Annotated in this window: 28 protein-coding genes and 1 pseudogene; 15 read left to right on the forward strand and 14 right to left on the reverse strand. The window is 63.2% G+C overall.

All coding sequences use genetic code 11. From position 1 onward, the window contains the following. Window positions 1–205 precede the first annotated feature (205 nt). Window positions 206–382 (forward strand): hypothetical protein, encoded by a 177-nt coding sequence (locus tag IPK59_22710; protein ID MBK8161441.1) that lies wholly within the window; start codon window positions 206–208, stop codon window positions 380–382. A gap of 36 nt (window positions 383–418) precedes the next feature. On the opposite strand, the gene IPK59_22715 is transcribed toward IPK59_22710, so the two are convergent. Beyond that, window positions 419–1,081: a hypothetical protein gene (locus IPK59_22715; protein MBK8161442.1), complete on the reverse strand. Its 663-nt coding sequence runs from the start codon at window positions 1,079–1,081 to the stop codon at window positions 419–421. Window positions 1,082–1,207: 126 nt separating this feature from the next. Here IPK59_22715 and IPK59_22720 point away from each other — a divergent pair, with 126 nt between their 5' ends. Then, window positions 1,208–2,452: an MFS transporter gene (locus IPK59_22720; GenBank protein ID MBK8161443.1), complete on the forward strand. Its 1,245-nt coding sequence runs from the start codon at window positions 1,208–1,210 to the stop codon at window positions 2,450–2,452. Between the two features lie 3 nt (window positions 2,453–2,455). Here IPK59_22720 and IPK59_22725 read toward each other — a convergent pair whose 3' ends face one another. Beyond that, a complete protein-coding gene (locus IPK59_22725; protein MBK8161444.1) occupies window positions 2,456–3,469 on the reverse strand; it encodes an agmatine deiminase family protein in 1,014 nt (337 codons plus the stop codon). Window positions 3,470–3,579: 110 nt separating this feature from the next. On the opposite strand from IPK59_22725, the gene IPK59_22730 reads away from it, so the two are divergent. The 3 genes from IPK59_22730 to IPK59_22740 are packed head-to-tail and all read left to right on the forward strand — an operon-like array spanning window position 3,580 to window position 5,424. Continuing rightward, window positions 3,580–4,233, forward strand: a complete 654-nt coding sequence (locus IPK59_22730; protein ID MBK8161445.1) for a LysR family transcriptional regulator — start codon at window positions 3,580–3,582, stop codon at window positions 4,231–4,233. Further along, window positions 4,154–4,522, forward strand: a complete 369-nt coding sequence (locus tag IPK59_22735) for a hypothetical protein (protein ID MBK8161446.1) — start codon at window positions 4,154–4,156, stop codon at window positions 4,520–4,522. The genes IPK59_22730 and IPK59_22735 overlap by 80 nt, the downstream gene beginning before the upstream one ends. A 2-nt stretch (window positions 4,523–4,524) precedes the next feature. Beyond that, entirely contained in the window at window positions 4,525–5,424 is a 900-nt protein-coding gene (locus IPK59_22740; GenBank protein MBK8161447.1) for an N-carbamoylputrescine amidase, read from the forward strand. On the opposite strand, the gene IPK59_22745 is transcribed toward IPK59_22740, so the two are convergent. Genes IPK59_22745 through IPK59_22755 form a run of 3 tightly spaced genes read right to left on the reverse strand, consistent with a single transcriptional unit; the run spans window position 5,411 to window position 7,691 of the window. Next, entirely contained in the window at window positions 5,411–5,875 is a 465-nt protein-coding gene (locus tag IPK59_22745) for a DUF3237 domain-containing protein (GenBank protein MBK8161448.1), read from the reverse strand. The genes IPK59_22740 and IPK59_22745 overlap by 14 nt on opposite strands. Continuing rightward, the gene (locus tag IPK59_22750; GenBank protein MBK8161449.1) at window positions 5,875–7,155 is read right to left on the reverse strand and encodes a serine hydrolase; all 1,281 of its coding nucleotides are present in this window, start codon (window positions 7,153–7,155) and stop codon (window positions 5,875–5,877) included. The genes IPK59_22745 and IPK59_22750 overlap by 1 nt, the downstream gene beginning before the upstream one ends. Window positions 7,156–7,202: 47 nt before the next feature. After that, complete coding sequence (locus tag IPK59_22755) at window positions 7,203–7,691, reverse strand: winged helix-turn-helix transcriptional regulator (protein ID MBK8161450.1); 489 nt, start codon at window positions 7,689–7,691, stop codon at window positions 7,203–7,205. Window positions 7,692–7,770: 79 nt separating this feature from the next. On the opposite strand from IPK59_22755, the pseudogene IPK59_22760 reads away from it, so the two are divergent. Both IPK59_22760 and IPK59_22765 read left to right on the forward strand, forming a co-directional pair. Continuing rightward, a pseudogene (locus IPK59_22760) lies at window positions 7,771–9,013 on the forward strand (flavin-dependent oxidoreductase). A 51-nt stretch (window positions 9,014–9,064) separates the two neighbouring features. Further along, window positions 9,065–10,069, forward strand: coding sequence for a succinylglutamate desuccinylase/aspartoacylase family protein (locus tag IPK59_22765; GenBank protein ID MBK8161451.1), 1,005 nt, complete (start codon window positions 9,065–9,067; stop codon window positions 10,067–10,069). An 8-nt stretch (window positions 10,070–10,077) separates the two neighbouring features. On the opposite strand, the gene IPK59_22770 is transcribed toward IPK59_22765, so the two are convergent. The 3 genes from IPK59_22770 to IPK59_22780 all read right to left on the reverse strand — a co-directional run bounded on the left by IPK59_22770 (window position 10,078) and on the right by IPK59_22780 (window position 12,889). Further along, window positions 10,078–10,728 (reverse strand): TetR family transcriptional regulator, encoded by a 651-nt coding sequence (locus IPK59_22770; protein MBK8161452.1) that lies wholly within the window; start codon window positions 10,726–10,728, stop codon window positions 10,078–10,080. A gap of 89 nt (window positions 10,729–10,817) precedes the next feature. Next, complete coding sequence (locus IPK59_22775; GenBank protein MBK8161453.1) at window positions 10,818–12,494, reverse strand: FAD-dependent oxidoreductase; 1,677 nt, start codon at window positions 12,492–12,494, stop codon at window positions 10,818–10,820. A 44-nt stretch (window positions 12,495–12,538) separates the two neighbouring features. After that, complete coding sequence (locus tag IPK59_22780) at window positions 12,539–12,889, reverse strand: DUF427 domain-containing protein (GenBank protein ID MBK8161454.1); 351 nt, start codon at window positions 12,887–12,889, stop codon at window positions 12,539–12,541. Window positions 12,890–13,036: 147 nt separating this feature from the next. Between IPK59_22780 and IPK59_22785 the strand changes: the two genes are divergently transcribed. The 3 genes from IPK59_22785 to IPK59_22795 all read left to right on the forward strand — a co-directional run bounded on the left by IPK59_22785 (window position 13,037) and on the right by IPK59_22795 (window position 17,534). Further along, complete coding sequence (locus IPK59_22785; GenBank protein MBK8161455.1) at window positions 13,037–13,654, forward strand: glutathione S-transferase family protein; 618 nt, start codon at window positions 13,037–13,039, stop codon at window positions 13,652–13,654. Between the two features lie 109 nt (window positions 13,655–13,763). Then, complete coding sequence (locus IPK59_22790) at window positions 13,764–15,197, forward strand: PAS domain S-box protein (GenBank protein MBK8161456.1); 1,434 nt, start codon at window positions 13,764–13,766, stop codon at window positions 15,195–15,197. Between the two features lie 12 nt (window positions 15,198–15,209). Beyond that, the gene (locus IPK59_22795; protein ID MBK8161457.1) at window positions 15,210–17,534 is read left to right on the forward strand and encodes a PAS domain S-box protein; all 2,325 of its coding nucleotides are present in this window, start codon (window positions 15,210–15,212) and stop codon (window positions 17,532–17,534) included. 24 nt (window positions 17,535–17,558) lie between these two features. On the opposite strand, the gene IPK59_22800 is transcribed toward IPK59_22795, so the two are convergent. The 5 genes from IPK59_22800 to IPK59_22820 all read right to left on the reverse strand — a co-directional run bounded on the left by IPK59_22800 (window position 17,559) and on the right by IPK59_22820 (window position 21,168). Then, the gene (locus tag IPK59_22800; GenBank protein MBK8161458.1) at window positions 17,559–18,875 is read right to left on the reverse strand and encodes an FAD-binding oxidoreductase; all 1,317 of its coding nucleotides are present in this window, start codon (window positions 18,873–18,875) and stop codon (window positions 17,559–17,561) included. Beyond that, on the reverse strand, window positions 18,872–19,348 hold the full coding sequence (locus IPK59_22805; GenBank protein ID MBK8161459.1) for a YbaK/EbsC family protein: 477 nt from the start codon (window positions 19,346–19,348) through the stop codon (window positions 18,872–18,874). Before IPK59_22805 ends, IPK59_22800 begins: the two co-directional genes overlap by 4 nt. Next, a complete protein-coding gene (locus tag IPK59_22810) occupies window positions 19,345–20,172 on the reverse strand; it encodes a pyrroline-5-carboxylate reductase (protein MBK8161460.1) in 828 nt (275 codons plus the stop codon). Before IPK59_22810 ends, IPK59_22805 begins: the two co-directional genes overlap by 4 nt. A 38-nt stretch (window positions 20,173–20,210) precedes the next feature. After that, a complete protein-coding gene (locus IPK59_22815; GenBank protein ID MBK8161461.1) occupies window positions 20,211–20,714 on the reverse strand; it encodes a YbjN domain-containing protein in 504 nt (167 codons plus the stop codon). A 199-nt stretch (window positions 20,715–20,913) separates the two neighbouring features. Then, a complete protein-coding gene (locus IPK59_22820; protein MBK8161462.1) occupies window positions 20,914–21,168 on the reverse strand; it encodes an accessory factor UbiK family protein in 255 nt (84 codons plus the stop codon). Between the two features lie 79 nt (window positions 21,169–21,247). Here IPK59_22820 and IPK59_22825 point away from each other — a divergent pair, with 79 nt between their 5' ends. The 4 genes from IPK59_22825 (at window position 21,248) to IPK59_22840 (ending at window position 24,287) form a co-directional block, all read left to right on the forward strand. Beyond that, window positions 21,248–22,054, forward strand: coding sequence for a prolipoprotein diacylglyceryl transferase (locus tag IPK59_22825; protein ID MBK8161463.1), 807 nt, complete (start codon window positions 21,248–21,250; stop codon window positions 22,052–22,054). Between the two features lie 5 nt (window positions 22,055–22,059). Continuing rightward, window positions 22,060–23,142 carry an SAM-dependent methyltransferase gene (locus IPK59_22830; protein MBK8161464.1) on the forward strand — a complete coding sequence of 361 codons (1,083 nt, stop codon included), beginning with the start codon at window positions 22,060–22,062 and terminating at the stop codon, window positions 23,140–23,142. Next, window positions 23,139–23,906, forward strand: coding sequence for a peptidoglycan editing factor PgeF (pgeF, locus tag IPK59_22835; GenBank protein ID MBK8161465.1), 768 nt, complete (start codon window positions 23,139–23,141; stop codon window positions 23,904–23,906). Before IPK59_22830 ends, pgeF begins: the two co-directional genes overlap by 4 nt. 120 nt (window positions 23,907–24,026) lie before the next feature. Further along, entirely contained in the window at window positions 24,027–24,287 is a 261-nt protein-coding gene (locus tag IPK59_22840) for a cupin domain-containing protein (GenBank protein ID MBK8161466.1), read from the forward strand. A gap of 348 nt (window positions 24,288–24,635) precedes the next feature. Here the strand turns inward: IPK59_22840 and IPK59_22845 are convergent, their stop codons facing one another. Continuing rightward, window positions 24,636–25,256: a LysE family translocator gene (locus tag IPK59_22845; GenBank protein MBK8161467.1), complete on the reverse strand. Its 621-nt coding sequence runs from the start codon at window positions 25,254–25,256 to the stop codon at window positions 24,636–24,638. 307 nt (window positions 25,257–25,563) lie between these two features. On the opposite strand from IPK59_22845, the gene IPK59_22850 reads away from it, so the two are divergent. Further along, window positions 25,564–26,256: a MarC family NAAT transporter gene (locus IPK59_22850; protein ID MBK8161468.1), complete on the forward strand. Its 693-nt coding sequence runs from the start codon at window positions 25,564–25,566 to the stop codon at window positions 26,254–26,256.

The following is a 26,256-nucleotide window of genomic DNA, read 5'->3' on the forward strand; positions in this document are numbered from 1 at the left end:
GCGGCAACTCCCTGGCGGCTTGGCACCCGATTGCAGCCGCCTTGGCGGCGGTTCTCGCATGGGCACACCGGGCAACATGCGCCGCCTTGCGCCGGAGCGTCAATCCAAAAATGTGAGATTTTTAACATTTCAGTCGAATAGGGCCGAACAGGGGAACCAACGCCCCCGGCACCAGTTGGCTTTTCATCAGAAAAGGAGATGCACTATGGCTGAACGACCCAAGGTTGCTGCCTATCGCAAAACCCTGAACGACCTCGCCAAGGCTGGCCCCAAGGATCAGAACGACCTCGAGGGCAAGGCTGCGAAGCTCGGTCTCGAAATCCAGGGGGAAGAAAGCAAGGCCGCGCCGCGCCCGACGCCCCGCCCTGCCAAGGCCGGCTAGCCTCAAGGAAGGCCACGGTATCGCGCAAACACAACGCTAGCTGAACAGGCGCCGCTGTTTCGCCTGCGGCGGTGAAAACAGCCAGCGCAGGAGGAAATGCGTCGGCCACAGGATCACGACCGGCAGCGCCACCAGCATGAGCGCGAAAAACATATTCGCCGGCATCCAATCCTGGGGTGCCGCATCGCCCAGGCCATAGACGTAGTTGACATTGACCGGCAGGCCCGGATTGCCGGCCGGCGCCGGGGGTGGCGGCACATAAAGATAGCTCACCACCATCAGCACGGTCGCCAGCGGCCACCACAGCCAGATCGCCCGCCGGTCATAGCCGAAACGCCAGACCAGGTAGAGCAGCAGCGGCAGCCAGAAATGAAACAATGACAGGAAGCGCGTGAACAGCGGCAACCCATCGTCAAACATATAGGCGGTCATGCCGGTAAGCGGCAGGCCGACGGCACTGCCGATGAAATCCGCCATCCAGACGGCCTGCGGCAGCAGGATGCCGACGGCACCGGCGGATACCCACAACGCATTGCCGGACCACAGGCCAATGACGGTGAGCAGCAACGCGACGTCGCAGAAATAGAGAAAGTTCGTAGGCCCATAATCCACCAGATAGACGGGCACCAGAACGGCCACAAACAGGCTGTAGCCAACCTTGAGCCAGAGTGGCGCCGTGGATCGGGGCAGATGACGCATGCGATCGCTGACTTTCGCTAAGGGTGCGCGGAATGGGGACTTCCGCCAACGCGGCCAATAGACCACAATACGCGCCAACCGGCTTCGTTCCCTCTCCGCCGGCATCGACAGATCGAGTTCCCCGTGATGACCGCCAAGCCCACCATGATCTCTGTGCTGCGCAACAGGGATTTCCTGTTCCTGGAAACCAACGCCTTCTTCTCCACGCTGGCGGCCGAGATTCTGACCGTGTCGGTCGCCTGGATGATCTACGATATCTCGCGCGATCCGTTCGATCTCGGCCTTGTCGGCCTGGTGCAGTTCCTGCCCGTGCTGTTCCTTGTCATGCTGACCGGCACCTTTGCCGACAAATACTCCCGCCGCCGCATCATCGCCATCTGCATGCTGGTCGATTTTGTAGCGATCCTCGGCATCACCCTCGTGGCCGTGAAGGGCACGTCGCAAATCTGGCCGATCCTCGCTTTGCTCGCCCTGCTCGGTGCCGGCCGCGCCTTTCTGACGCCGGCCTCGCGCGCCCTCGCGCCCACCGTGGTGAAGCGCGAGGAGATCGGTGCCGCCATCAGTTGCTCGACCGCCATCTGGCAGTTCTGCTCCATCGCCGGTCCGGCCATCGGTGGCTTGCTCTATGGCATCTCGCCGCTTGTGGCCTATGTGACCGCCTTGGTGATGGTCGCCATCGCCCTGCTGGCGAGCCTCTTCATCCGCCCGGTGCCGCAGCAGCCGATGGAAGAAGGCAATGTGCTGCAATCCCTCATGGGCGGCTTCCGCTACATGAAGGAAGAAAAGATCGTGCTGGGTGCCACGACCCTCGATCTGTTCGCGGTCCTCTTCGGGACCACTGTCGTGCTGCTGCCGATCTATGCCCGCGATATCCTGGTGGCGGGGCCGTTTGAACTGGGCGTGCTGCGCGCCGCCATCGGCGTCGGCGCCCTTGCGATGGCACTTTATCTCGGCATCTATCCGGTGCGCCGCAAGGCCGGCCACATCATGTTCGCTGCCGTCCTCATCTTCGGCCTCGGCACCATCGTCTTTGCGCTCTCCGACGTCCTCATTCTCACCGTGGCGGCCTTGGCCATCATGGGTGCTGCCGACATGGTCAGCGTCTATATCCGCGAAGTGCTGATGCAGCTGTGGACGCCGGACCAGCTGCGCGGCCGCGTCAATGCGGTGAATTCCGTGCTGGTCAACGCCTCCAACGAACTCGGTGCCTTCCGCGCCGGCAGTGCCGCCGGGCTCATCGGCACGGTTCCCGCGGCTTTCCTGGGCGGGCTCAGCATCCTGGTCATCACCTTGCTGTGGATGCGCTGGTTCCCCAAACTGCGCCGCGCCGATGATCTTTCCGGCGCGGAAGCCGACAAGGATCTCGCCTAACCGTCATGCAGGCAATTGCTGCGTGATGCAATGGATGCCGCCGCCGCCTGAGGCGATGGTCGAAATATCGACCTGCACCACCTCGCGATCGGGGAAAGCGGCCATGATCGCCTCCTTGGCCGCCGCATCTTCCTTCACGCCGAAGCTCGGCATGATGACGGCCCCATTGGCGATGTAGAAGTTAACGTAGGAAGTTGAATAGCCCCAGCCCTGCGCCGTGCCGCGCCCGGTATCCGGCGCTTCCCTTACATAGAGGAACTGCAGGGCGCGGCCCTCGGCATCGGTCTGGCCCTCAAGGGCGCGCTGGTTCTTTTCCGTGACCGCGCGCATTTCCGCCCGGCTGGATGCGCTGGTCTCGAACAGCACAACGCCCGGCCGCACGAAACAGGCGATGCCGTCGATATGGCCGTCCGTGCCCTTCTCGTAAGGGTTACCCGGCAGCCAGATGGTTTTCGTGATGCCGAGGGTGCGCGCAAACTCCGCCTCGGCCGTTTCGCGGGTGATGCCGGGATTGCGGTTCTTGTTGAAGACCACCGTCTCGGTGGTGAGCAGCGTGCCCCGGCCGTCGACATGAAGCGCGCCGCCTTCCATCGCAAGCGCCGAATTCACCACCGGCACCGCCAGATGCATGGCAATGCCGCGACCCACCAGCGCATCGAGGGCGAAATCCGGGCTGTATTCGCCCCAGCCGTTGAAGCGCCAGGTCACCGCGGCGACTTTGCCATCGGCACTCTTCGCGAAGCTCGGCCCGCTGTCGCGCAGCCATGGTTCGTTGAGCGGCACCGGCAGCAGCTCGATGCCGCTGCCAAGCTGGTCGCGGGCGCCGGCGAGATCGGCTGGATTGACCAGCATGGTCAGCTTCTCGAATCGGCTGATGGCATGGGCCACGGCGGCATAGTCCCGCCGCACGAGAGCGAGGTCGGCTGACCAGGATTCGGCATTGCCCGGCCACCCCATGAAACAGCCGGCATGGGGTTCCCATTCCGCCGGCATCCGAACTACATCGAAATTGCTCATGCCAATCTCCGTTCTGTTGCCGCTTGAATTCTTCGATTTCATCTGATTATACTGGCTAAGTTATTGATATCTCAAACGCAGAATCTTTATCATTCTAATCGAAATTGCTCATGTCAAACCCGAGAAACCTGTTGCCTTCCATGCGCGCCCTCGCTGCTTTCTCGGCGGCGTCGCGGCTTGGCAGCTTTTCGAAAGCGGGCGACGAGCTTGGCATGACCCAATCCGCCATCAGCCACCAGATCCGCATGCTGGAAGACCAGTTGGGCCAGCCCTTGTTCAACCGGCTGCACCGGAATGCCGTGCTGACCGATGCCGGGCGCGATCTGGAAATCACGACCCGCGACTGTTTCGAGCGGCTTGAACTGGGGTTGAAACGGCTGGAACAGTACCGCAAGCCCAACCAGGTCATCGTCTACACGCGGCCCGATTTCGCCACCCATTGGCTGATCCCGCGCCTGCCGCGCCTCAAGGCAGCGCATCCCGAGATCGACATCTGGCTGTTCTCCAACGAGCAGACCTTCGAGCCGGTGCGTGGCGAAATTCATCTCGCCATCCTGCCGGCGAATAACGACCTCCAAGGCCTGGAATGCCGCCATCTCTTTCCCGACCTGCTGACGCCGCTTTGCGCGCCCGCCTTGGCGCCGATCAACTCGGTCAACGATCTGCTGCAGCGGCCGTTGCTGCATGACGAGCGGCGCGAAGACCGGGCCAAGCTGGCTGACAGCGGTTGGATCGCCGGAGACCGCCACGGTCCGCGGCTATAATTTCGGCGATTCAGGAGCACTTGTTGCCGCGGCACGCCAAGGCATCGGCGTCGCGCTCGGCAGCCTCGTGCTGGCCGGCGACGATCTCCACGCCGGGCGCCTGCTGGCACCCTTGCGCACCGCCATTCCCGCCGCCGATTGGGTGGTGGCAATGACCGCGGGTGCCCTGGCCAAGCCCAAGATCCAATTGTTCCTCGACTGGCTCGACCAGGAAGCCAGAATCACCCGCGCCGATCTTGCCCCCTGGGCACTAGACGCAGCGCCACCTCATGCCATCCGGGAGCCATGATCATGTCACGCCAGATCACCCTTGCCGCTTTGCAGACACATCACGATTGGAACGAGGCCGCGACCGTGGCGCGTGTCCTTGGCCTCGCCCACCGCGCCGCCGATCAGGGCGCCAGGCTCATCCTGCCATCGGAACTTTTCGAGGCACCCTATTTCTGCAAGACCGACAATCCGCGCTACCGGGACCTCGCCCGTCCCGCCAAGGATCATCCGACCATCGCCCTGTTCCAGGATTTCGCCCGGGCGCGCCAGGTGGTAGTGCCGGTCTCCTTCTACGAACGTACCGAGGAGGCGCTCTACAATTCGGTGGCGGTGGTCGATGCCGATGGCTCGGTGCTGGGCATCTATCGCAAGTCGCACATCCCGCAATTCCCCGGCTACCGGGAGAACGCCTTCTTCGCCCCCAGCCAGGAGGGCCCCAAGGTCTGGACGACGCGCTACCTCAAGCTTGGTGTCGGCATCTGCTGGGATCAATGGTTCCCGGAACTGGCGCGCATGATGGCGCTGATGGGCGCCGAATTGCTGGTCTATCCCACCGCCATCGGCAGCGAGATCGCCGCCGACATGTGGGACAGCCGTGATCACTGGCAGACCGTGATGCGCGGCAATGCCGGCGCCAATCTGGTGCCTTTGATGGCCGCCAACCGGACCGGCTCCGAAACCGATGACGGCATCACGCTTGATTTCTATGGCTCGTCCTTCATCTGCGATCATCTGGGTGCCATGATCACGAGCGGCTCGCGCGACCGCGAAGAGGTCGTCATCGGCACGGTCAATCTCGACCAGGCGCAGAAGGCGCGCGACTATTGGGGCGTCTTCCAGACACGCCGGCCGGAAATCTATCCACCGCTGAGCGGGATCCCGGCCGGTCCGCCACCCGTGGCCGCGGCTAGATCAGCTTGAAGCAGTTGACCACCACGATGCCGGGGCGTGGATAGTCGACGCTGCCGGTGAAGACCCACCGGTTGAGCCTGTCATGGCGGCCGGTGGGTGCGCGAAAGACCGGCGTACAGCGGCAATAGAGCTCCCACGGCAGGGGATCGAGGCCGCTTTTCATCCGCGCGCGGCCGGCATCGGTCGGCACCCACAGGCCGCTGTTGTGGATATCGATCACCACGCCATCGTCGCTGCGCAGCTTGTACCTGGCATCGAGTACGCCGACGCCATCGTGACGCATGAGGAAGTAGTCGGCACCACCCGGCAGCACATCACCCCTTATGTCCGGCCCGGCAAAACTGCCGCCGATGATGGGGTAGTCGATCCGCTCTCCCGCCGGCACCGGGCCGATACGGCGTTCCGGCCCGATTTCGACCTCCAGTCTCATCACCCACTGCATCGCCAGGTTGGGCAACATCAGGCGAAATGCCGCGCCAGCGCCCGCAGCAGGCGAACCGTATCGGCGCCGATCTCCATGTCGGCCACCGGCATTGAGGATTGCTTGACCACCACCAGTTCGGCCGCGAAGTCGATGAAGATGTATTGGCCGTGAATGCCGCAGGCCATCATCGATCCGCCCTTGCCGCCGTCAGGATTATCGTTGAAGACATACCATTGGCTGCGATAGGAGGCACCCGGCGCCCAGGCTGAAAACTCCGCATCCCGCCCGAAGATCGCCGGGTAGCTGCCGCGGGCGATCTTGCGGATGGCGTCCGCGGGCAGGATCTCTTGGCCATCTGCTTTGCCTTGCCCCAGGATCAGGCGGCCCACCCGTGCGAGATCGCGCAAGGTCGCATTGAAGCCGGCGCCGGTGATGGCGCGGCCCCAGGGGTCGGCCGCAAAGCTGCCCTCCCGCTCCATGCCAAGCTTCGACCAGACCATCTCCTCCAGCAGCCGGTCGCTGGATTTGCCGGCGGCGCGCTCCATGGCCCAGCCCAGCACCTCCGTCACCGCCGTCACGTAATGGAACAGGCCGCCATGCTGGCCACGTTTCTTCAGCGATGGCAAATATTCATAGAGCGAGGCGTATTTGCCGAGGCCCTCCGGCGCCGGCAGCAGCGCGCTGGCATAGCCGTAATGCGATGAACTGGAATCGGGATCGTCATATTGCTCGACATAGTCGATGCCGACCGCCATATCGAGGATCTGCCGCACGCTGGCATCGCCAAAGGCGCTTGCTGCCAGTTCCGGCACATAGGCAGAGACCACGGCATCTTCGTCGAGCACCCCTTGATAAATCAGTGTCTCCGCCAGCAAGCCGATGAGCGATTTCGTGACCGAGAACATGATATGGCGCGTGGCTGGCGTCTGGCCGTTCCAATAGCGCTCATAGACAAGCTTGTCCCTCCGCAGCACCAGGAAGGCATCGGTATGGCTCGCCGCCAGGTGATCACCCAGGCTGTGCCGGACGCCGCAGACGCTCTCGAACAGGAACGCATCGAGCTCTGCCGGCGCCTCCGGCAGTGGTGCTGGCGGCCGCGTTCCGCAGTCAACCGGGAGCGTCGGCAGCAAGGCCTGTACATGCTGGAAGCCCCAGCGGTTGAACGGCGCCGCAATCCAGTTCGCCCAGGTGACGCGCGTCTCGGCCGGCGCCGGGAATCCCTGCATCAGCCCAAGATCCTTCGCTGTCTTTGGCAAGCCCCGTTTTAGGGCCGCATAACTTTCCGCGGCATCAGGTGGCAAATCGGGTGACGACATGATGCTATCCCTTTGAGCGCTGGAGCGTGAGACGAATTGCCGGCTGTTCAGAATTTCCCCAGCAGATGCCGGAGTATCGCAAGTTCGGCCTTGGTGAGGTTCCTGGCGACGCGGGCATCATGTGCCTTCACCTCGTCGATCGCCCGCAAGCGCCGCCGTTGACCCAGCGCCGTGAGCTTCAGGACATTGGCGCGCTTGTCGGTCACCGAGGCCACGCGCGTGAGCAGCTTGAGGTCGGCCAGCCGGTCGATGAGCGCCATGATAGTGGCGCGGTTGACCCCCATGATCTGACCAAGGCGGGACTGATTGATCCCGGGATTGGCCTCGATCAGGACCAGGGCTGCGAACATCGGTGGCGTCAGGTCGGCGATGCTCGCATCGAAATCCTTGTAGATGGCGATCTGCGCGCGACGGATCGCATAGCCGACAAGATCGCCCAGCACACCGAACGTGACATCTGCGGGCCATTGCTCGAACGCCCCCGGCGCCTCGCTTGCCGTTTCATGGATTCGTCCTCTTGCAACTGATCCCGACACCAGGTCCCACCCCTTGACACATCCGCCGCTTCCGGCCGACATTGTATGTAAAGCATACATAAATATCCAGGAGGCACAAGTGCGCGTGGCGGTGATCGGCGGCGGAATCGGCGGCCTGACAGCGGCCCTGAGCCTGCATGCCGCGGGCATCGAAGTCGAGCTGTTCGAAGCTGTCGGCGCGCTGAAACCGCTTGGCGTCGGCATCAACCTGCTGCCCCATGCCGTCCGCGAGCTGACGGAACTGGGGTTGGCGGGGGAGCTGGCGGCGATCGGCGTTGCCCCACAAGCACTCATCTATGCCAACAAGTTCGGCCAGGAAATCTGGCGCGAGGCGCGGGGCCTTGCCGCCGGATATAAATGGCCGCAAATCTCCCTGCATCGCGGCCGCTTGCAGATGATGCTCTACGATGCGGCGCTGGCAAGGCTCGGTGCGCAGCAGGTTCACCTCGGCCACCGCGCCCGGCACTTCGAGACCGGCGCCGATCACGCCACCGTCACCTTTGACCAGAGCAGCATCACGGCCGACGTCGTCGTCGCCGCGGACGGCATTCATTCCGCCGCCCGCGCGCAACTCTATCCGCTGGAGGGTCCGCCCAAATGGAACCAGCGCATCCTGTGGCGCGGCGTCAGTTTGGCGCCAGGCTTCCTGGGCGGGCACAGCATGGTGATGGCCGGTCATCAGGCGCAGAAATTCGTCTGCTATCCGATCGGTGCTGCTGGTCCGCTGGCCGAGATCAACTGGATCGCCGAGCTGAGCTTCCCTGAAGGGCATCTGTGGCGCCGCGAGGATTGGAACCGTGCGGCCGACCTTGATGATTTCCTGCCCGCTTTCGAGGGCTGGCGCTTTCCCCTGGCTCGATGTGCCGGCGATCATCCGCGCTGCCGACCGCGTGTTCGAATATCCCATGGTCGACCGCGATCCACTCGACCGCTGGACTTTCGGCCGACTCACCTTGCTGGGTGACGCGGCCCATCCCATGTTCCCGATCGGCTCCAATGGCGCCTCGCAGGCGATCCTCGATGCCAGAACCCTGGCCTTCGAGTTGGCAACCCAGGCCAATATCGACATCGCGCTGACGAATTACGAAGCCTCGCGCCGCCCGGCCACGACGCAGATCGTGCTGGCCAATCGCGGCAACGGTCCGGAACAGGTGATGCAAATTGCCGAGACGCGTGCACCCGACGGCTTTGACAATATCGCCACGGTCATCGACCACACCGAGCTTGAGGATATCGCCCGGCGCTACAAGCTCATGGCCGGTTTCGACCTGGAAACGCTGAACAACCGGCCCAGCCTGTCGGCGCGGATCGCCAGGGCTTGACGCGGCACAGCCAGGCTCTAGCATGGCGCCCTCACAGCCAAACGAGTGATCATGTCCGCCAGCCCCATTGCCACCGATATCGATTTCAACCGCGACGGCAAGCAAATGGGGTATCTGCGGCTGCCGCATTCCGTGCACCGCTCGGCCTATGGCTGGATCCCCTTCCCCATCGCCTGCATCCGCAACGGCGACGGCCCGGCGATGTTCCTCTCCGCCGGCGTCCATGGCGATGAGTATGAGGGCCAGATCGCCCTCTCGCGCCTCATCCAGGACATCGACGCCAAGGATGTGCGCGGCCGCATCATCATCCTGCCGATGGCCAATTTTCCAGCCGGGGTGGCGGGCCTGCGCGTCTCACCGATCGACGACGTCAACCTCAACCGCAGCTTCCCGGGCGATCCGGCCGGCACGCCCACGCAGATCATCGCCCATTACATCGAGACCGTGCTGATGCCGGGCACGGATCTGCATATCGACATGCATTCCGGCGGCTCGTCGCTGTTCTATCTGCCCTGCGTGATGCCGGATTGGACGGCCAATTGCGTCATGCCGCAGGCGCGCATCGCCGAACTCTGCCGCCTGTTCGGCGCCCCCTACCAGATCACCTTCGACGAGGACAAGGAGGGCCGATACATCTCCGCCGCGGCCACGCGCCTCGGCATCGCCTCGATCGGCGCGGAGCTCGGCGGTGGCGGCAGGCTGACCGGCGCCTATGCCGACATCGCCTATTGGGGCATCCTGCGCATCCTGCGCGCGATGGGCGCCTATGCCGGCAGCCTCGACCATGCCCCGGCACCTGCCGAAACGCTGGTGCTGCCGGTCAAGGCCAACCAGTTCGCCTATGCGATGGATGGCGGCGTGCTGGAACATCTGGTGGCGCTGGGCGACCGCATCGCCGATGGCGCGCGCGTGGCCCTCATCCATCACCCGGAAACGCCGGGCCTGGCGCCGACGCCGGTCCATGCGGTGAAAGGCGGCCTCGTCGTGTGCCAGCGCGCCATGGGCCGCGTCGAGCGCGGCGATTGCATCGGCCATTGGGGTGGCCCCAGCGCCTAGAGAACGGATCAGGCGGCCTTGGTCCGTGCCGCGAACATCTCGGTGATCCTGACCGCCTGCCCGAGGCGCTTGTCGATCTCGGCCATGGTCTTGGCGAGATCCTCGCTGTCATCGCGCCGCCAGGCATGGAGGCCGGCCAGATAGATCGCCATCAGCCCTTGGAGCCGCAGCAGCCCCTTGAGGCCGGAAGCACTGATCCCCGCCGTTTCCAGCATCAGCCCCATCGAGCGGCGCAGTTGCCGGCTGAGGCAGGCGGCTTCGAACGGTGTCTGCGGCAGTTCGCGCAGTAAAGTGAGATAGGCGTCGCGGCTCTGCTGCAGGTGATCGATGCGCCGCATGAGGAGATCGAACAGCCGGTCCTTGGCATCGCCCTCCAGCGGGTCGACTTTCAGCGAACGCAGGATGTCATTGTCGGTTTCGCGCGCAAGGCCCAGCAGCAGGGCACCCTTGGTCGGATAGATGTCATGGGCCGCAGCCATGTCGAGCCCGGCTTCTTCGGCAATCGCCGCCAGCGACAGATCGCGCCAGCCTTGCGTCGCGATGAGGTGAAGAAGCGCTGCCCGCAACCGCGCCGCATTGTCACCGGCCGCTGCCGTCTTGCGCACGGCCGGCTTCTTCCTTGTCGCGGTCTTCCTGGTTGTTCGATTGGTCTTGGCCATCATCGCCTCCCATTACCCAGGATTTTATACGGAGATGATATAGGTTTGGATGCTGCTGCCGCAAGCAGCCTCGATCCTCCCCCCAATGCTCACTCGCCGAGGGCCACCGGGCCGATTTCGTGATAGACGTCGCCCGGCCCCGGATTGCCGGGGAAGGTATGCCCGCCGAAATGTGTCATGACACCCCAGACCGCGTTCAAGGCCGTCTGCACGGCACCTTCGACCCAGGCCGGAATCCAGGCCACGTCATCGCCGGCCATGAAGATGCCGCGCTCGGCGGGCGGCATGTCGGCTTGCATGAAATGGCCGAACATGCGGTGGTTATAGCGGTAATGCCCCGGCAAGGCACCCTTGAAGGCGCCGAGGAAATGGGGGTCCGCCTCCCAACTGACCGTGATCGGGTCGCCGATGATATGTTCGGCGATGTTGACCTTGGGATAGATCTTCGCAAGCGCCGACAGGGCCAGTTCCACCCGGCGATCGACGGGCAGCGGCAGCATCTTCAAGGCGTCGGACATCCAGCTATAGGTGAGGCAGATGACGCCGGGCTTGTCCGGCCCGTTGTCGAAGAGATACGTCCCGCGCGTCAGGCGGTCGGTGAGCGTCATGCTCATGACGTCGCGCCCAGTGACCGGATCCTTGTCCTTCCAGAACGGCCGGTCGACCATGACGAAGGTCTTCGAGGATTGCATGTAACGCGTGCGATCGAGTGCCATCCAGATCTTCTGCGAGAAGACCGATTCATCGGTATCGATGCTGGTGGTGAGCAGCCAGCTCTGGCAGGTGGAGACCACCGCGTCATAGGTCCGGGTGCGACCCCAGCGATCGGTGATGTCGAAGCGCTGATCCGCGCGCCTCTTGATATGTGTCACACCCGGCAGCGGCGCCCCGCCATGTAGCGAGGAGAGCGACGTTCCTTTCGGCCAATGCTGGATGCGTTCCGGCGCGCGCCGCCACAGGCCCTGCGGCACCTGCTCCACACCGCCCAGGATGAAGCGCTGGTGATCGTCGCATTCGGTGACATTGACGCGGAGGATTTCCAGCATCGAATTGGGGAAGTCGGAATCCCAGCCGCCGGTGCCGAAGCCGACCTGACCGAACACTTCGCGGTGGCGGAAGCTCAGCTTTGCAAAGGCTGAGGAGCGCGTCACGAAATCATAGAAGGTGCGCTCGTCCCATTCCTTCACCAGCGGATCCCAGATCGCCTTCACGGTTCTCACATCGCGGTTGCGGATGGCCTGCTGCAGTTCCGAATAATGCGCATGCTCCTCGAGTGCCGCGTGATAGGCATCCGCCACCTCGCGGAACATCGGCGGGAGATCCGCGAGGGTCCGGGCGTAATAGGTCTCGCCCTCAAGGTTGATCACCGTGCTGCCGGCGGCTTCGGTAAGCGGGTTGGGAAAAGGCCGCGATTCAAGTTCCAGCCGGTCGACATAGTGATAGAAGGCGGTCGACGAGACCGGAAAGCGCATGCCGCCCAATTCGGCGATGATGCCGGCGGGCGCCCCCTCGAAGGGTTGCGAGCGCAGGCGACCGCCAAGCTGCGAGGCTTCGTACACGACCGGCTTCAACCCCAACTTCATCAATTCATAGGCAGAAACCAAGCCCGAGATGCCGGCGCCGATGACCGCCACCTCAGTGCCATGCTTTTCCGAGGGGATCGCGCCGATGCCGGCCGGATGCTTGATCCAATCATCGAACGGAAACGGAAAATCAGGCCCGAAGATCGTGACCGGTTTCTGGAGCGAGCTGTGCGTTTCGGCCATAGTCGCGATCTTTCCCCTGGAATCAGTTGGTGGCGGGCTCCGACTTACGGCTCAATCTCGATGGAATCAACCTTGTTCGGATAGAAGGCGAGGTGCCCCGCGATCGCCGCCACCGCCGGGAATGGCTGCTCATAGCTCCACACCGCATTGTTGGCGCCGCCAATGCTGAAATAGGCGGCGTCGCCCTTATAGGGGCAATGCGTCTGCTGCGTGCTGTGGACAAGCTCGCTCATCTGCGCATCGGCGCGCGGGATGTACTGCACCGGCGGATAGCTACCTTCCTGCAGCGTGAGCGCCCGGCGGCTGTCGGCGATTACTTTGCCGCCCGCCTTGACCACGACACGGCCTGCTGTCGGCGTGATGGTGATGGGATGGTCCGGACCGGGCTGTTTCAAGCGCGCACCTGCTGGTAAGAGACGGATGGATGGACTCTAGGAAAGTGCCGAGCTCCTGTCGAGCATTGTGGCGCCCCATGGCGCGCTGCTAACCTGCCACCACCTCGGCAACTCGACATATTGGCCAAGCTGGCAATGGAGTCCGCTATGTTGAAACTGTTCTATTCCCCACAATCCTGCGCGCTCGCCTCGCATATCGCCCTCGCTGAAGCGGGTGCCGCCTTTGAGGCCGTGCGCGTCGATTTTGCCAGCCAGGAGCAACGTCAGCCCGACTATCTGAAGGTCAACCCCAAGGGCCGCGTCCCAGCCTTGGTGACGGATCGTGGCGTCCTCACCGAGACGCCCGCGATCCTCTTCTACGTCGCCCAGACGCATCCCGCGGCGGGACTGGCACCGCTTGACGATCCGTTCGAGCTTGGCCGCCTCCAGGCTTTCAACAGCTATCTCTGCTCCACCGTCCATGTTGCACATGCACACCGCATGCGCGGCTATCGCTGGGCCGATGATCCCAGCACCTTTGCCGACATGGCGCGCAAGGTGCCGCAGAATGTCCGCGACTGCTTCGCGCTCATCGAGGCCGAGATGTTCATGGGCCCCTGGGTGATGGGCGAGACCTTCTCGATCGGCGATGCCTATCTCTACACTCTCGCCACCTGGCTCGAAGATGATGGCGTCGATCCGGCGCAATTTCCCCGAATTCTGGACCACCGCAGCCGCATGTCACAGCGGCCAAACGTGGCGCGCGTTCTCGCCCTTCATCAATGAGGTTGCCTAGGTAAATAACCCGCAAAACAATCTTACAGTTGTAGAATTCGCTCCTCTCGACATCTGAGCTTGCGGCTGTTGCTGTTTGGGCGGCACTATCCGGATTACAATGTCCTCTCAGCGGTTTATCCGCACAGGAGACGGTGCTTTGCAGGACTCGCGCGTTCTCTCGGCGGATGGCGATTCACGATTCCGCCGCGTTGTTGAAGCGTCTCCCAGCGCGATGGTGATGATCAATGCCGCCGGTCGCATCGAGATGGTCAACCTGCAGGCCGAACGCGTTTTCGGCTATGCGCGAGAAGCGATGATCGGCCAGCCGGTCGAAATGTTGCTGCCGGCCCGCTTCCGCGATCATCATCCTGGCCTGCGCCAATCCTTCTTTGCCGATCCGCGATCACGACCAATGGGCATCGGTCGCGATCTCTTTGGCCTGCGTGCCGATGGCACCGAATTCCCGATCGAGATCGGCTTGAACCCGATCGAGACCGAGGAGGGACCGATGGTGCTCTCGGCCATCGTCGACATCTCGGAGCGCAAGCATCTCGAAGAACGTTTTCGCCGCGTGGTCGAGGCGGCACCAAATGCCATGGTGATGATCAATACCCGCGGCCAGATCGAGATGGTCAATGCCCAGGCCGAACGTGTGTTCGGCTACAGTCGCGCGGAGATGCTGGGACAGCCAGTTGAGATGCTGGTCCCGGACCAATTTCGCAATCACCATCCCGGCCTGCGCCAGGCCTTCTTCGCCGATTCCAAGGCACGCCCCATGGGGGCCGGGCGCGATCTCTTTGCCCGTCGCAAGGACGGCAGTGAATTTCCCGTCGAGATCGGCCTCAACCCGATCGAGACCGAGGACGGGATCATGGTTCTTTCCGCGATCGTCGACATTTCCGATCGAAAGCAGAAAGAACGCAGCATCGAGCTGGCACTCCAGGAAAAGGATGTGCTGCTGGGCGAAATTCACCACCGCGTGAAGAACAATCTGCAGATCGTGCACAGCCTGCTCGACCTGCAATCGGCACAGATCAGCGATCCCAGCGTCATTGCCATGCTGCGTGACAGCCAGAACCGCATCCGCTCGATGGCGCTCATCCATCAGACGCTTTACCAATCCAACGATTTCGCCAAGGTCGAATTCGGCACGTTCCTGGATTCCTTCGTCCCCATGCTGGTTTCCTCCTACACCGTCAACGCGGAGAGGGTCGCCCTCCACGTTGCGGCCGATGGCATTCACCTGCCGATCAATGCCGCCATTCCTTGCGGCCTTATCGTGAATGAGCTCATCTCCAATGCCCTGAAGCATGCCTTCCCCGACGGCCAGCATGGGCAATTGCAGGTCGAACTGACAGAAAGTCCGGACCAGCAACTCGTGCTTGCCGTCAGCGATGACGGCGTCGGTCTACCGGCCGGGCTCGACCCCAGGACATCGACGACACTCGGCCTGCAACTGGTGACGTTGCTCACGGATCAATTGCGGGGCACGCTGTCGATCAGCCATGGCAATCCGACCCGCTTTGCCATACGCTTCCCATTGACCGGTTGACGAGGTCGACGCATGAACGCACCTAGGGTCATTGTGGTCGAGGATGAGCGGATCGTGGCACTCAACCTGTGCCGGACACTCACCCGTCTTGGCTACGACGCGACGACGATCGTCTCCACGGGTGCCGATGCCTTGCGCTGCATTGTTGAGCAGAAGCCCGACCTGGTCCTCATGGACATTCACATCGACGGTGACATAGACGGTATCGAGACAGCAGCCCTCATACCACCCGGCCTGATGCTGCCGGTCATCTATCTCACGGCCTATTCGGAGGATGCGACGCTCGCCCGCGCCCGGACGACCAAACCATATGGCTTCCTGGTGAAGCCTTTCTCCGAGCGCGAACTGCACGCCACCATCACCATGGCCCTCCACCGCCGCCGCAGCGATTTCGCGGTGCATGAGAGCGAGGAGCGCCTGCGCCTGGCGCTGGCGGCAGCGGAACTGGGCTCCTGGGAAATCGATGCCGAAACCGGTCAGATCATCTGCAAGGATCATGTCGGGTGGCTATCTGACGCGGCACCCCGACTGGTCGCCGAAAGCTTCCGCGACTTTCTGCCGAGTGTGCACGCAGCGGATCGTGCCAAGGTCGAAGCAGCCTTTGAGCAAGTGTCCGTCACTGAAGAGTTGTGCGAGGTGGAGTTCCGCAAGCCAGATGGCGAAGGTAACGAGCGTTGGCTGCGCGTCATCGGCAGGACCTTCACCAGCGACATGGAGCGCCGGCGGCGGTTGCTGGGCGTGGTGCGCGATATTACGACGCTGAAGCAGAGGGAACAGGAGCAGTATGCCTCCGAGCAGAATTATCGCGACCTCATCTCCAGCATCGACGGTATCGTCTGGGAAGCCGACCTCAGCCGCAATCTGATCACCTATGTCAGCGACAGCGCCCACCGCTTGCTAGGCTATACGCCGGAACAGTGGATGATCGAGCACCTGTTCTGGGAGCGACACCTTCATCCGGAAGATGCCGCCCAGGCGATCGCACAGCATTGCGTCGCCAGCGCGGCCGGCCAATCCTATGAATCGACCTACCGCATGATCGATGCGAAGGGCGACATCATCTGGATCCACGAAGTGGTATCCAGCATAGCCCGGGAAGGCCATGCCCCGCTCCTGCGCGGGGTGATGGTCGACATCAGCAGCCTCAAGAAGGCGGAGACAGAAATTGCCACGGCATCTCGACGCTTGATCGAGAGTGAAAAGCGCCTGGCGGCCATCCTTGACACGGCGGCGATCGGTATCGTCACCGTAAGCGAGGATCTGCGCATCATCTCCTTCAATCGTGAGGCGGAACGGATCTTCGGCTATAAGGCCGAAGCGATGATCGGGGAGACTCTCGACCAGCTCATCCCAGCACCTCTGGCCGCCACCCATAGCGCCCACATGCAGTCCTTCCTGACGGGCGATAATGTCAATCGAGAGATGGGCAACTGGCGGACCGTGAGCGGCCGCGCCGCAGACGGCCGGGTCATGCCGCTCTCCACGATTCTCTCGCGTGTTTCGGTCTCCGGTCGATCGACCATGACCGCCATCATGCGCGACATGACGGAAACGCAGAAGGCGGAACAGGAACTGCTGCGCCTGTTGAATGACCGCGAGCGCGCCGTTGCGGAGGCCGAGGAGGCCAACCGGGCCAAATCGAGCTTTCTGGCAATCATGAGCCATGAATTGCGCACGCCGCTCAACGCCATCATCGGCTTCTCCGAGCTCATGAAACACGAACTCATCGGCCCGATCGGCAATCCGACCTACGCTCAGTACATCAAGGATATCCACCAGAGCGGCACCTTGCTGCTTACCCATGTCAATGGCATCCTCGACCTGTCGCGCATCGAATCTGGCAAGCGCGATCTCAGGATTGACCACCTGCCGTTGGCCGACGCCTGGCTGCCCATTGCCAACACACTTGGCGTCAATGCAGCAAAGAAAGGCGTCACCCTGCAGTTCAACGAGCCGCCAGCGCCGATCTTCTTCGCCGCGGACCTGCGCGCCGTGTCACAGATTCTGACCAACCTTGTCTCCAACAGCATCAAGTTTTCCAGGGCCGGCGGAACGATCGAGATCGGCAGTATGGTGAGGCCGGGCGGAGCCGCCTTCTATGTCCGCGATTTCGGCCGCGGTATCCCCGCCGGGCGGCTGACCGATGTCCTGAAACCCTTTGTTCAGGTTTCTGATCCGTTTGTCCGCGATGAGGGCGGTGTCGGTCTCGGCCTTGCCATCTGCAAATCCCTCATCGAAGCGATGTCAGGTACAATCGACATCGAAAGCGAGCTCGGCAAAGGTACCACCGTCTACGTCATGCTGCCGGACTGGTCGGCAAGCTCCGTTGCCAAGTGACGCTGCAAAACGGATGAAGGAGCGTCAATGTTCCGACTTTGCCCGCCGCAGCTCATAGGCGAGGCGAATCTTGGCGCCCAGCGTGAAGATGGGACCACTCGGCACCCAAGCAGGCTTCTCCTGCGCCAGCGCCGTCTCGATCAAGGATGAGGTGGCGCCGCTGGCATATTCCGCCATCAGTTTTCCGAGCAGGGTCCCGCGCGCGAGCCCGGCGCCATTGTAGCAGCCCGCCGTGAACAATCCCGTCCCCATTTCCTCGAACACGAAGCGACCATTTCGGCTGGCGCACATATGGCCTGACCAGGTGTGCTCGATGGCATCGGCGCCCAGGAACGGAAAGCGGTGCCTGAGGCCCATTTCATGCCAGGCACGGCGCTTGCCCAGCATGGCCGCACCAATGCCCGCCGGCTCATATTCCGCCGTGTCGCGCATCAGGATGCGCCGGTCCGCCGTAAGACGCACGGTGGCGCCGCCTTCGATCGGACAGAGCGTCCCCCAAGGCAATGCGCGACCGATCTGCGCCTCTTCATCTTCGCTGAGAGGGCGCGTCAGACTGGCTGTCAGCGAAATCGGAAACACTTGATTCCGTTTCAACCCCAGGCGCGGCATGAAGGCATTGAGGCCGACAATCACGCGCGCCGCATCGATCGTACCATCGCGCAATGTGACCAAGGCACCACCGCCCGGCCGCGACGACATCTTCAATGCATCGGTATTCTCGTAGACCTCGACCTGATTGGGCAGATGGTCAATCAGGCCCTTGGCGAAACGCGCCGGCTGCAACAAGGCGTTTCCCGAGCCGATCCACAGGCCATGGCGATAGAAGGATATCCCCAACCGAGCCTTCAGTTCATCAGCGTCCAGAACCCGCGCTTCACCGCCCAGACTCTTGATAGCCTCTGCGATGGCCGCGCGCCGGGCGAACTTGCTCTCCTCGCGTACGGCGAAGTGGTAGCCGCCGGAATCGTAGTCACAATCGATCTTGAGCGACTCCACCAGCCGCTTCACTTCAGCCCCGGCGGCGCGGTGTATGTCCCATTGCGCCTGATAGGCCGCGCGGCCGCCGACCGAGGTGAGGGTGCGTGGATCGGGCATCTCCATGGAGACGCTGAAGCCCGAATTGCGGCCGCTCGCCCCCTGCCCCAATTTCCGGCGGTCGATCAGCATGATCCGCGCCTCGGGGCGTAGTTCCGCGAGACGCCGCGCAGCGGCCAGACCCGTGAATCCACCACCGATCACCAGCCAATCGGTCTTGTGATTGCCGCTGAGTGTTGGAAATGCCCGGTAGGGGCCGGCCTGTGCCACCCAACCGCTGCGATCGATCACCTGCGCCATGGTCATGCTTTCAGATCAGCCATCTTGCCGCCTGTCACCGCCATCAACTGGGCAGGGGTAAGGCGAAAGACGGCGTTGGGCGCGCCGGCGGCGGCCCAGATTTCAGGATACGCAGCAAGGTCGGCATCGATGAAGGTGACGACCTTGCCGCTGTGGCCGACAGGCGCCACGCCGCCAATGGCAAAGCCGGTCTCCTGGCGGACGAAATCGGCGTCGGCCTTGGAAATCCCCTCGCCGAGCAGGGCGCCGAGCTTCTTTTCATCGACCCGGTTGACGCCCGACGCAATCACCAGCACGGCTCGGCCGGATTCCTTGGCACGAAACACCAGTGATTTGGCAATCTGCGCTTGCCGGCAGCCGATGGCGGCGGCCGCATCGGCTGCGGTGCGGGTCGAGGCGTCGAATTCCCGGATCTCGGTCGCAAGGTTCGCCGCGCTCAGCGCCACTCGCACGCGCGCAACGCTGCCAAGCTCGCTCAATTGGCAAGCTCGCGCGAGCGTCTGGTGGCAGCGGCGATGGCGCGGTTCATCAGCGGCTGGATGCCATCCTCGGCCATCAACACGTTGATCGCCTCCAGCGTGGTGCCCTTGGGGCTCATCACCGCCTGCCGCAAGGCGGTAGCGGATTCACGCGATTGATAGGCAAGCTCGCCCGAGCCGCACACGGTCGAGCGCGCCAGCTGCATCGCAAGATCCGCCGGCAAGCCGCTGACGCGGCCAGCTTCCGCCAGCGCCTCGATGAGCAGGAAGACATAGGCCGGGCCACCGCCGGAAACCGCGGTCACCTGGTTGAGAAGCTGCTCGTCATCGACCCAGGCCACCTCGCCCACGGCGGCCAGCAATTGCCCGCAGAGATCGAGGATATCGGCTGGAACCTTCGGGTCGCGGCAGATCACCGTCATGCCGCGGCTGACCGCCGCCGGGGTGTTGGGCATCGAGCGGACGATGAGCGCGTCATCGCCCAGCATCTTCTTGAAATAGGCGACCGTCTTGCCGGCTGCGATGGAAAGGAAGGTCGTCTTGGGGCCGGCCATCTTTTTGTAATGGCCGAGCGCCTCGTCCATGAATTGGGGCTTCACGGCGAGGAGGATGATGGCGGGCTTGAGATCCCCCGGCAATTGGTCGGGACTGGTCAGGATATGCACCCCGGCCGCCTGCACGTCGTCGAGATCTTTGGGTGCCAGATCAACGACATAGACGTGGGCAGGATCGACCCCCTGGCGCAGCCAGCCGCGTAGCAGGGCGCCGCCCATCTTGCCGCAGCCGACCAGCAGCAAGGCACCCGGTAATGTCAACTTGGCCATGCGAACCGCCCCTTACCTGTTTGGGCGGTCGCTGATGATCAGGCCGTGCCCACCGTGTCGAGCAATGCCGCCTCAACCGCCTCATGCGGCTTCTTACCGCCCCACAGCAGGAATTGGAAGGCGGGGTAGAAGCGTTCGCATTCGTGAATCGCGGCTTCCATCAGGTCTTCGAGCTGTTCCGAGGTAACGCCCGCCGTGCCGCGCAGCAGAATCGTGTGGCGGAACATCGGCGCGCCTTCATCGGAGCAGAGATCGAAATGGCCGAGCCAGAGCCGCTCGTTGATATGAGCCAATAATTCGGCGACTCCGGCGCGTTTGGCGACCGGCACCTTGGTGTCGAAGAGGCAGGAGAAATAGAGGGCGCCGAGATCCTCCTGCCAGACGAAGAACATGCGGTATTCGCACCACTGGCCGGTGAATTCGACGATCATCTCCTCGTCGGTCGAACGGTCGTAGCGCCATTCGTTGGCGTTGACCAATTCTTCCATCATATCAAGGGGGTTAGCGGTCGGGGCCAGGGTCGATTCGTGGTTCAGCTGCATCGAAAGCGCCCTCCAATGCGAGTGAGGAGCCGCCCCGGCTGGGGCGCGCGACCCCTAAGGATTGATAGGAAAGGTTATTTTCCCACCAGATTTAGAGTCGCAAATTTGCCGGTGCAGTGCAAGAGGCATTTACGAAGTTTAATGCCACTGTCTCATACCGCGAATTCCCGTCGCGTTTCCGGGGGATATTGGCGAGTTTTCAGGGGATATTGGCGAGTTTCCGCTCAATCTCCTGGAGCCGCCGTTCGAGCTTGATCTGCTCGGCGCGGGCTTCCTGGGCGACCGACTTCATGGTCTCGAACTCCTCGCGGCTGACCAGGTTCATGCGGCCGAGCAAGCGCTCGAGCTGCTGCTGCACCTTGGCCTCGATTTCGGCGCGAAGACCCGTGAGCGAGCCCAGGGCACCCGTCGCCACCTTGGCCATGTCGTCGAGAATGCGGTTGTCGCTCTGCATGATGATCGTCCCTAAGCTTGTGGGGTTGCCTTGCGGCCTTATATAACCGAGCCGCACGCCGCTGACGAGAGTTCCCAGTATGACCCCGGATACCCCTTATTTCATCTTCCCAGAATTCGATCCGGTGGCACTGGACCTCGGCATTTTCGTCATCCGCTGGTATGCGCTGGCCTATATCGCCGGCATCCTGCTCGGCTGGCGCTACATGGTCTATCTGGCCAAGAAGCCGCCGGCCCTGGTGAAGCCCAGCCATTGCGAGGACATGATCACCTGGGCGACGCTCGGCACCATCATCGGCGGCAGGCTCGGCCATGTGCTGCTGTGGGATCCCGGCTACTATCTCAGCAATCCGCTGGAGATCCTGATGGTTTGGAAGGGCGGCATGGCCTTCCATGGCGGCCTCATCGGCGTCATCGCGGCGATGGTCATCTATGCGCGCCGCGCCGGCATCCCGTTCTTTGCCCTGGCGGACCTTGCCGCCGCCGCGACGCCGATCGGCCTCGGCCTCGGCCGCCTTGCCAATTTCATCAACGGCGAGCTGGTCGGACGCCCGACCGATGTGCCCTGGGCGGTGATTTTCCGCGCGCCCTTCGATCAGCCGCGCCATCCAAGCCAGATCTATGAAGCGCTCACCGAAGGCGTGCTGCTTTTCGTGATCCTCGCCATCCTCGCGCACCAGCAGAAGATTCGCGAAAGGCTCGGCACGATGAGCGGCGTGTTCATGATCGGCTATGCGGCTGCGCGCATGTTCTCGGAAATGTTCCGCGAGCCGGAGACGTTCAAGGGCACGCTGGTCGAGACCACCTGGGGGCAATGGCTGAGTGTGCCGATGCTGGTCTATGGCCTCTATCTGGTCTGGCGCGGCCGCAAACCCGCGCACGCCTGACAAACATGCATCCCGTCGAGCGCAGCATCCGTGACCGCATCGCGCGCGAGGGGCCGCTCACCTTGGCAGCGGTGATGGAACAGGCGCTGGCCGGGCGCCACGGCTATTACCGCGACAACGATCCGCTAGGCCCGGAAGGTGACTTCATCACGGCGCCCGAAGTCAGCCAGATGTTCGGCGAGCTTATCGGCCTGTGGTGCGTCGATACCTGGCAGCGCCTCGGCAGCCCCCAGCATTTTCACCTAGTCGAGATCGGGCCCGGCCGCGGCACGCTGATGGCCGATGCCCTGCGCGCGGCCCGCGTGGCGCCGGATTTCCTCGCCGCGAAACGTGTCAACCTCATCGAGATCAACGACACGCTGAAGCACAAGCAAGGCGAAAAGCTGCGCGAGCACGCGCCCATCTGGCATGCCTCCTTCAGCGATGTACCGAGTGGACCGATGATCCTCATCGCCAACGAATTGTTTGACGCGCTGCCGGTCCATCAGCTGGAGATGACGGCACAAGGCTGGCGCGAGCGCGTCATCGGCCTGCAGGGCGATGCGTTGCAATTCGGCCTCGCAGCACCTTCGCCGGCGCTGGGCCTGCTGCAGCCCGCTCATGCGCGGGCCGAACCGGGGGCGATCGCCGAAGTGTCGCCGGCCTCCATCGCGCTTATCGACATGATCGCGCGGCGGCTGGTGCAGGAGCGCGGTGCCGCCCTCATCATCGATTACGGGCCGGGGAGCAGTGGCCTCGGTGACTCGTTCCAGGCCTTGAAGAGCCATCGCTATCATGCGCCGCTTGAAGAACTGGGCACCGCCGACCTCACCGCCCATGTCGATTTCGGCGCCCTCATTGCGGCGGCACGGCAGGCGGGGGCACTTGTGTTCGGCCCCACGACCCAGGGCGATTTCCTGCGGGCCCTCGGCATCGAATTGCGCGCCGACATGCTGGCCAAAAGATCGGACCTTGCCACGACCGAGGTCTTGCGGCGGCAGGTGCACCGCTTGATTGCGCCCGAACAAATGGGCAGGCTGTTCAAGGCGATCGGCATCGCCGGTCCGGATCTTGAGATCGATGCGCTGGGAGGGTTGGCGGGATTATGATCGTGACCGTGGAGGCGCTGGGGCGCCTCAAGAACATCCGCCATGGGTTCCTCACGCGGCGCGGCGGGGTGAGCGACGGCATCTATGATTCGCTGAATTGCGGATTGGGCACGACAGACGCGCGTGAACATGTGCTGGAGAACCGCGCCCGCGCAATGAAGGCCGCGGGCCTCATCGACGGCCCGCTCAGCACCGCCTATCAGGTGCATTCAGCGAAGGTGCTGGTGGTGGACCAGCCGCTCGATCAATCGAACCGCCCGGAAGTGGACGGGCTGGTCACCAAGACGCGCGGCATCAATCTCGGCGTGCTCACCGCCGATTGCGGGCCGGTGCTGTTCGCCGACCCGCACGCCGGCGTCGTGGGAGCGGCCCATGCCGGCTGGAAAGGTGCGCTGACCGGCGTGCTGCAGGAGACCGTGCGCGTGATGGAAACGCTGGGTGCGCGGCGGGAGAACATCGTCGCGGTGGTCGGTCCCTGCATCGGGCAGGAATCTTATGAAGTCGGCACGGAGTTCCCCACACCCTTCATTGCGCAGGATCCGGACAATGCGCGCTTCTTTGGGGCAGCAGATGCCTGCCGCAAGTTTCACTTCGATCTCGCCGGATACTGTGCGCATCAACTGACGCAGCTGGGCTTGGCCGACGTGCAGGTCAGCGGCCACGACACCTGCGCGCTGGAGGATGATTTCTTCAGCTATCGCCGCAAGACCAAGCGGGGCGAGCCGGATTACGGTCGTCAGGTCTCGGTGATCGGACTCGTCTAACCCAAGGGGAGATGTTGCATGTCGGGCGCGCATGAAGAGTTCAAGCCGGGTCGGCGGATCATCCACACGAAAACCAAGCCGTTCGCGCCCTATGACATGGAGGGACCGGTGCAGCACGACATGTCGGTGATCGAGCTCTCCTATGACCGCGCCGCCAAGCAAGGCGCCTATCTCATCCGCATGGAACCCGGCGCCGAGACGATTGCCCATGAGCATCCGTTCCGCGAGGAGTTCATCATCCTGGAAGGCGAACTCATCGAGAGCGACGGCACCGTGCTGCGGGTCGGCGATTTCGTGATGTACGACGCGGGAACGGTCCATAACAGCCGGACGGAGAAGGGTTGCCTGCTGCTGGGGATTGATTGGACGCGGCGGGGGTGAGCGTTCAGGCGACGGGTTTAATTCTTCGTCATCCTCCGCCCATTGTTGAAAGCGTCGGGGCGGAGGACCCACGAGTTTGCGTGTGAGTGCGCGATTGGTGGAAAGAAACTCGTGGGTGGTCCGCCTTCGCGGACCATGACGATTGGAGAGAGCGGACGCGCTTCGTCTGGATAAAGCGAGGGTGTCAGGCCCCCTCCTACCTCCCCCCTGAAGGTGGGAGGTTTTTGAAGCGAGGTTGATCGACCGGCTTCGGTTTAAAGCCCTCCCACCTTCAGGGAGGAGGCCCTGTCGGCGAAGGCCGACCTTCGTCGGCGGTGGAGGGGGGCCGCAAGTGACAGGTGCCGCCGATCACCCTCGCGACAGCAGCAACCGCAATCCGGCATAGCCGAAGCAGAGCGAGAGCGCGCCTTCGATCCAGCGGCGGGCGCGGGTGTAGGCGCGGACCATTGGCGTGGTCGAGAAGAGGAGCGCGTAGCCGCCGAAGACGCAGACGGCGAGGATGGCGCAGCCGCCGAGGATCGCCGGCAGCACGAAAGGCGGTGCGCCCGGCTGCAGGCCCAGCGACATGATGGCGAGCCAGCCCATGATCGCCTTGGGGTTGGTGAGATGCATGAGAAGGCCGCGCCGGTAGAGCGAGCCATGGCTGTGGGTCGCCTGTTGCGTAGCGACCGCTGCCGGCGCCAAAGCGGACCTTGCCGCCTTCCAGGCGAGATAGAGGAGATAGAGACCGCCCGCGATCTTGATCACGACAAGCGCATCGGCATAGGTCGCCAGCAGCGCCGAAAGACCCGTGGCCGCGGTCGACGCCCAGATGAGCGAGCCGGTGACGATGCCGGCGGCAATACAAAGCCCCGCCTTGCGGCCGCGCTGCATGGCCACCGCCATGATCGCCATGTTGCTGGGGCCGGGACTGGCGGTGGCGATGATGTAGGCGCCGTAGACGATGGCGAGGTGATGCAGGTGGTCCATGGGGGACGGTCTCCGGGGCTCATGGTCGCGATGATCGTAGCGGCGGTCAGATATCGGCCCAAGCTGAATCATGTTGCGAGACAATGCGACGGGCTGGGCGGCACGCTGGATGGTTGCGGCTTTGACGGCGGCGGGAGTAGCTTGTTCGGTATTATTTTCGTCATCCTCCGCGAAGGCGGAGGACCCACGAGTTTGCTGGCAACATCGCAGTAATAGGATAGAAACTCGTGGGTGGTCCGCCACAGCCGATGAATGTCGGCCTTCGCCGACGGCGGACCATGACGATAAGAGAGGACACGCACAATCCATGACCGACAATTTCCTCTCTTACATCGGCTGGACGGTGGGCACCCTGCTGCCGATCATCAACCCGATCTCGGCCGCGGGCATGCTGATCGGCATCACCGGGCAGCTCAGCACTGAGGAGCGCAACCGGCAGATCACCATGGCCTGCATCTACATGACGGCGATCCTGCTCAGCTTCCTGCTGGCCGGCGTGCTGATCATGGATCTCTTCGGCATCTCGATCCCGGGGCTGCGCATCGCCGGCGGCCTCATCGTCGCGTTCCTCGGTTTCCGCATGCTGTTCCCGCATGAGAATGCGCTCGATGCCGATTCCGACATCGAGGCGCGGCAGAAGATGGATATCTCGTTCACGCCGCTGGCCATGCCCGGCCTTTCCGGCCCCGGCTCCATCGCCCTCGTCATCACCATGTCGACGACGGTGCAGGAATCGGGCGAGCTTTCGACGCCGATGACCTATCTGGTGATCTCGATCGGCATCGTGATCTCGGCGCTCGTCATCTGGGTATGCCTGCGCGCGGCCGGCCTCCTCAACCGCTGGCTCGGCGCCAACGGCATCGCCGCCGTGTCGCGCATCATGGGTTTTCTCATGGTGTGCATCGGCGTGCAGTTCGCGATCAACGGGGTGCGCGACCTGCTGCACGATCCCGACTTCTGGCCCCAGAGCTTTCCCCCCGCGGTGACGGCGACGCCGTGA

This window comes from Rhodospirillaceae bacterium (genome assembly GCA_016712715.1).
GTDB lineage: Bacteria > Pseudomonadota > Alphaproteobacteria > Dongiales > Dongiaceae > Dongia.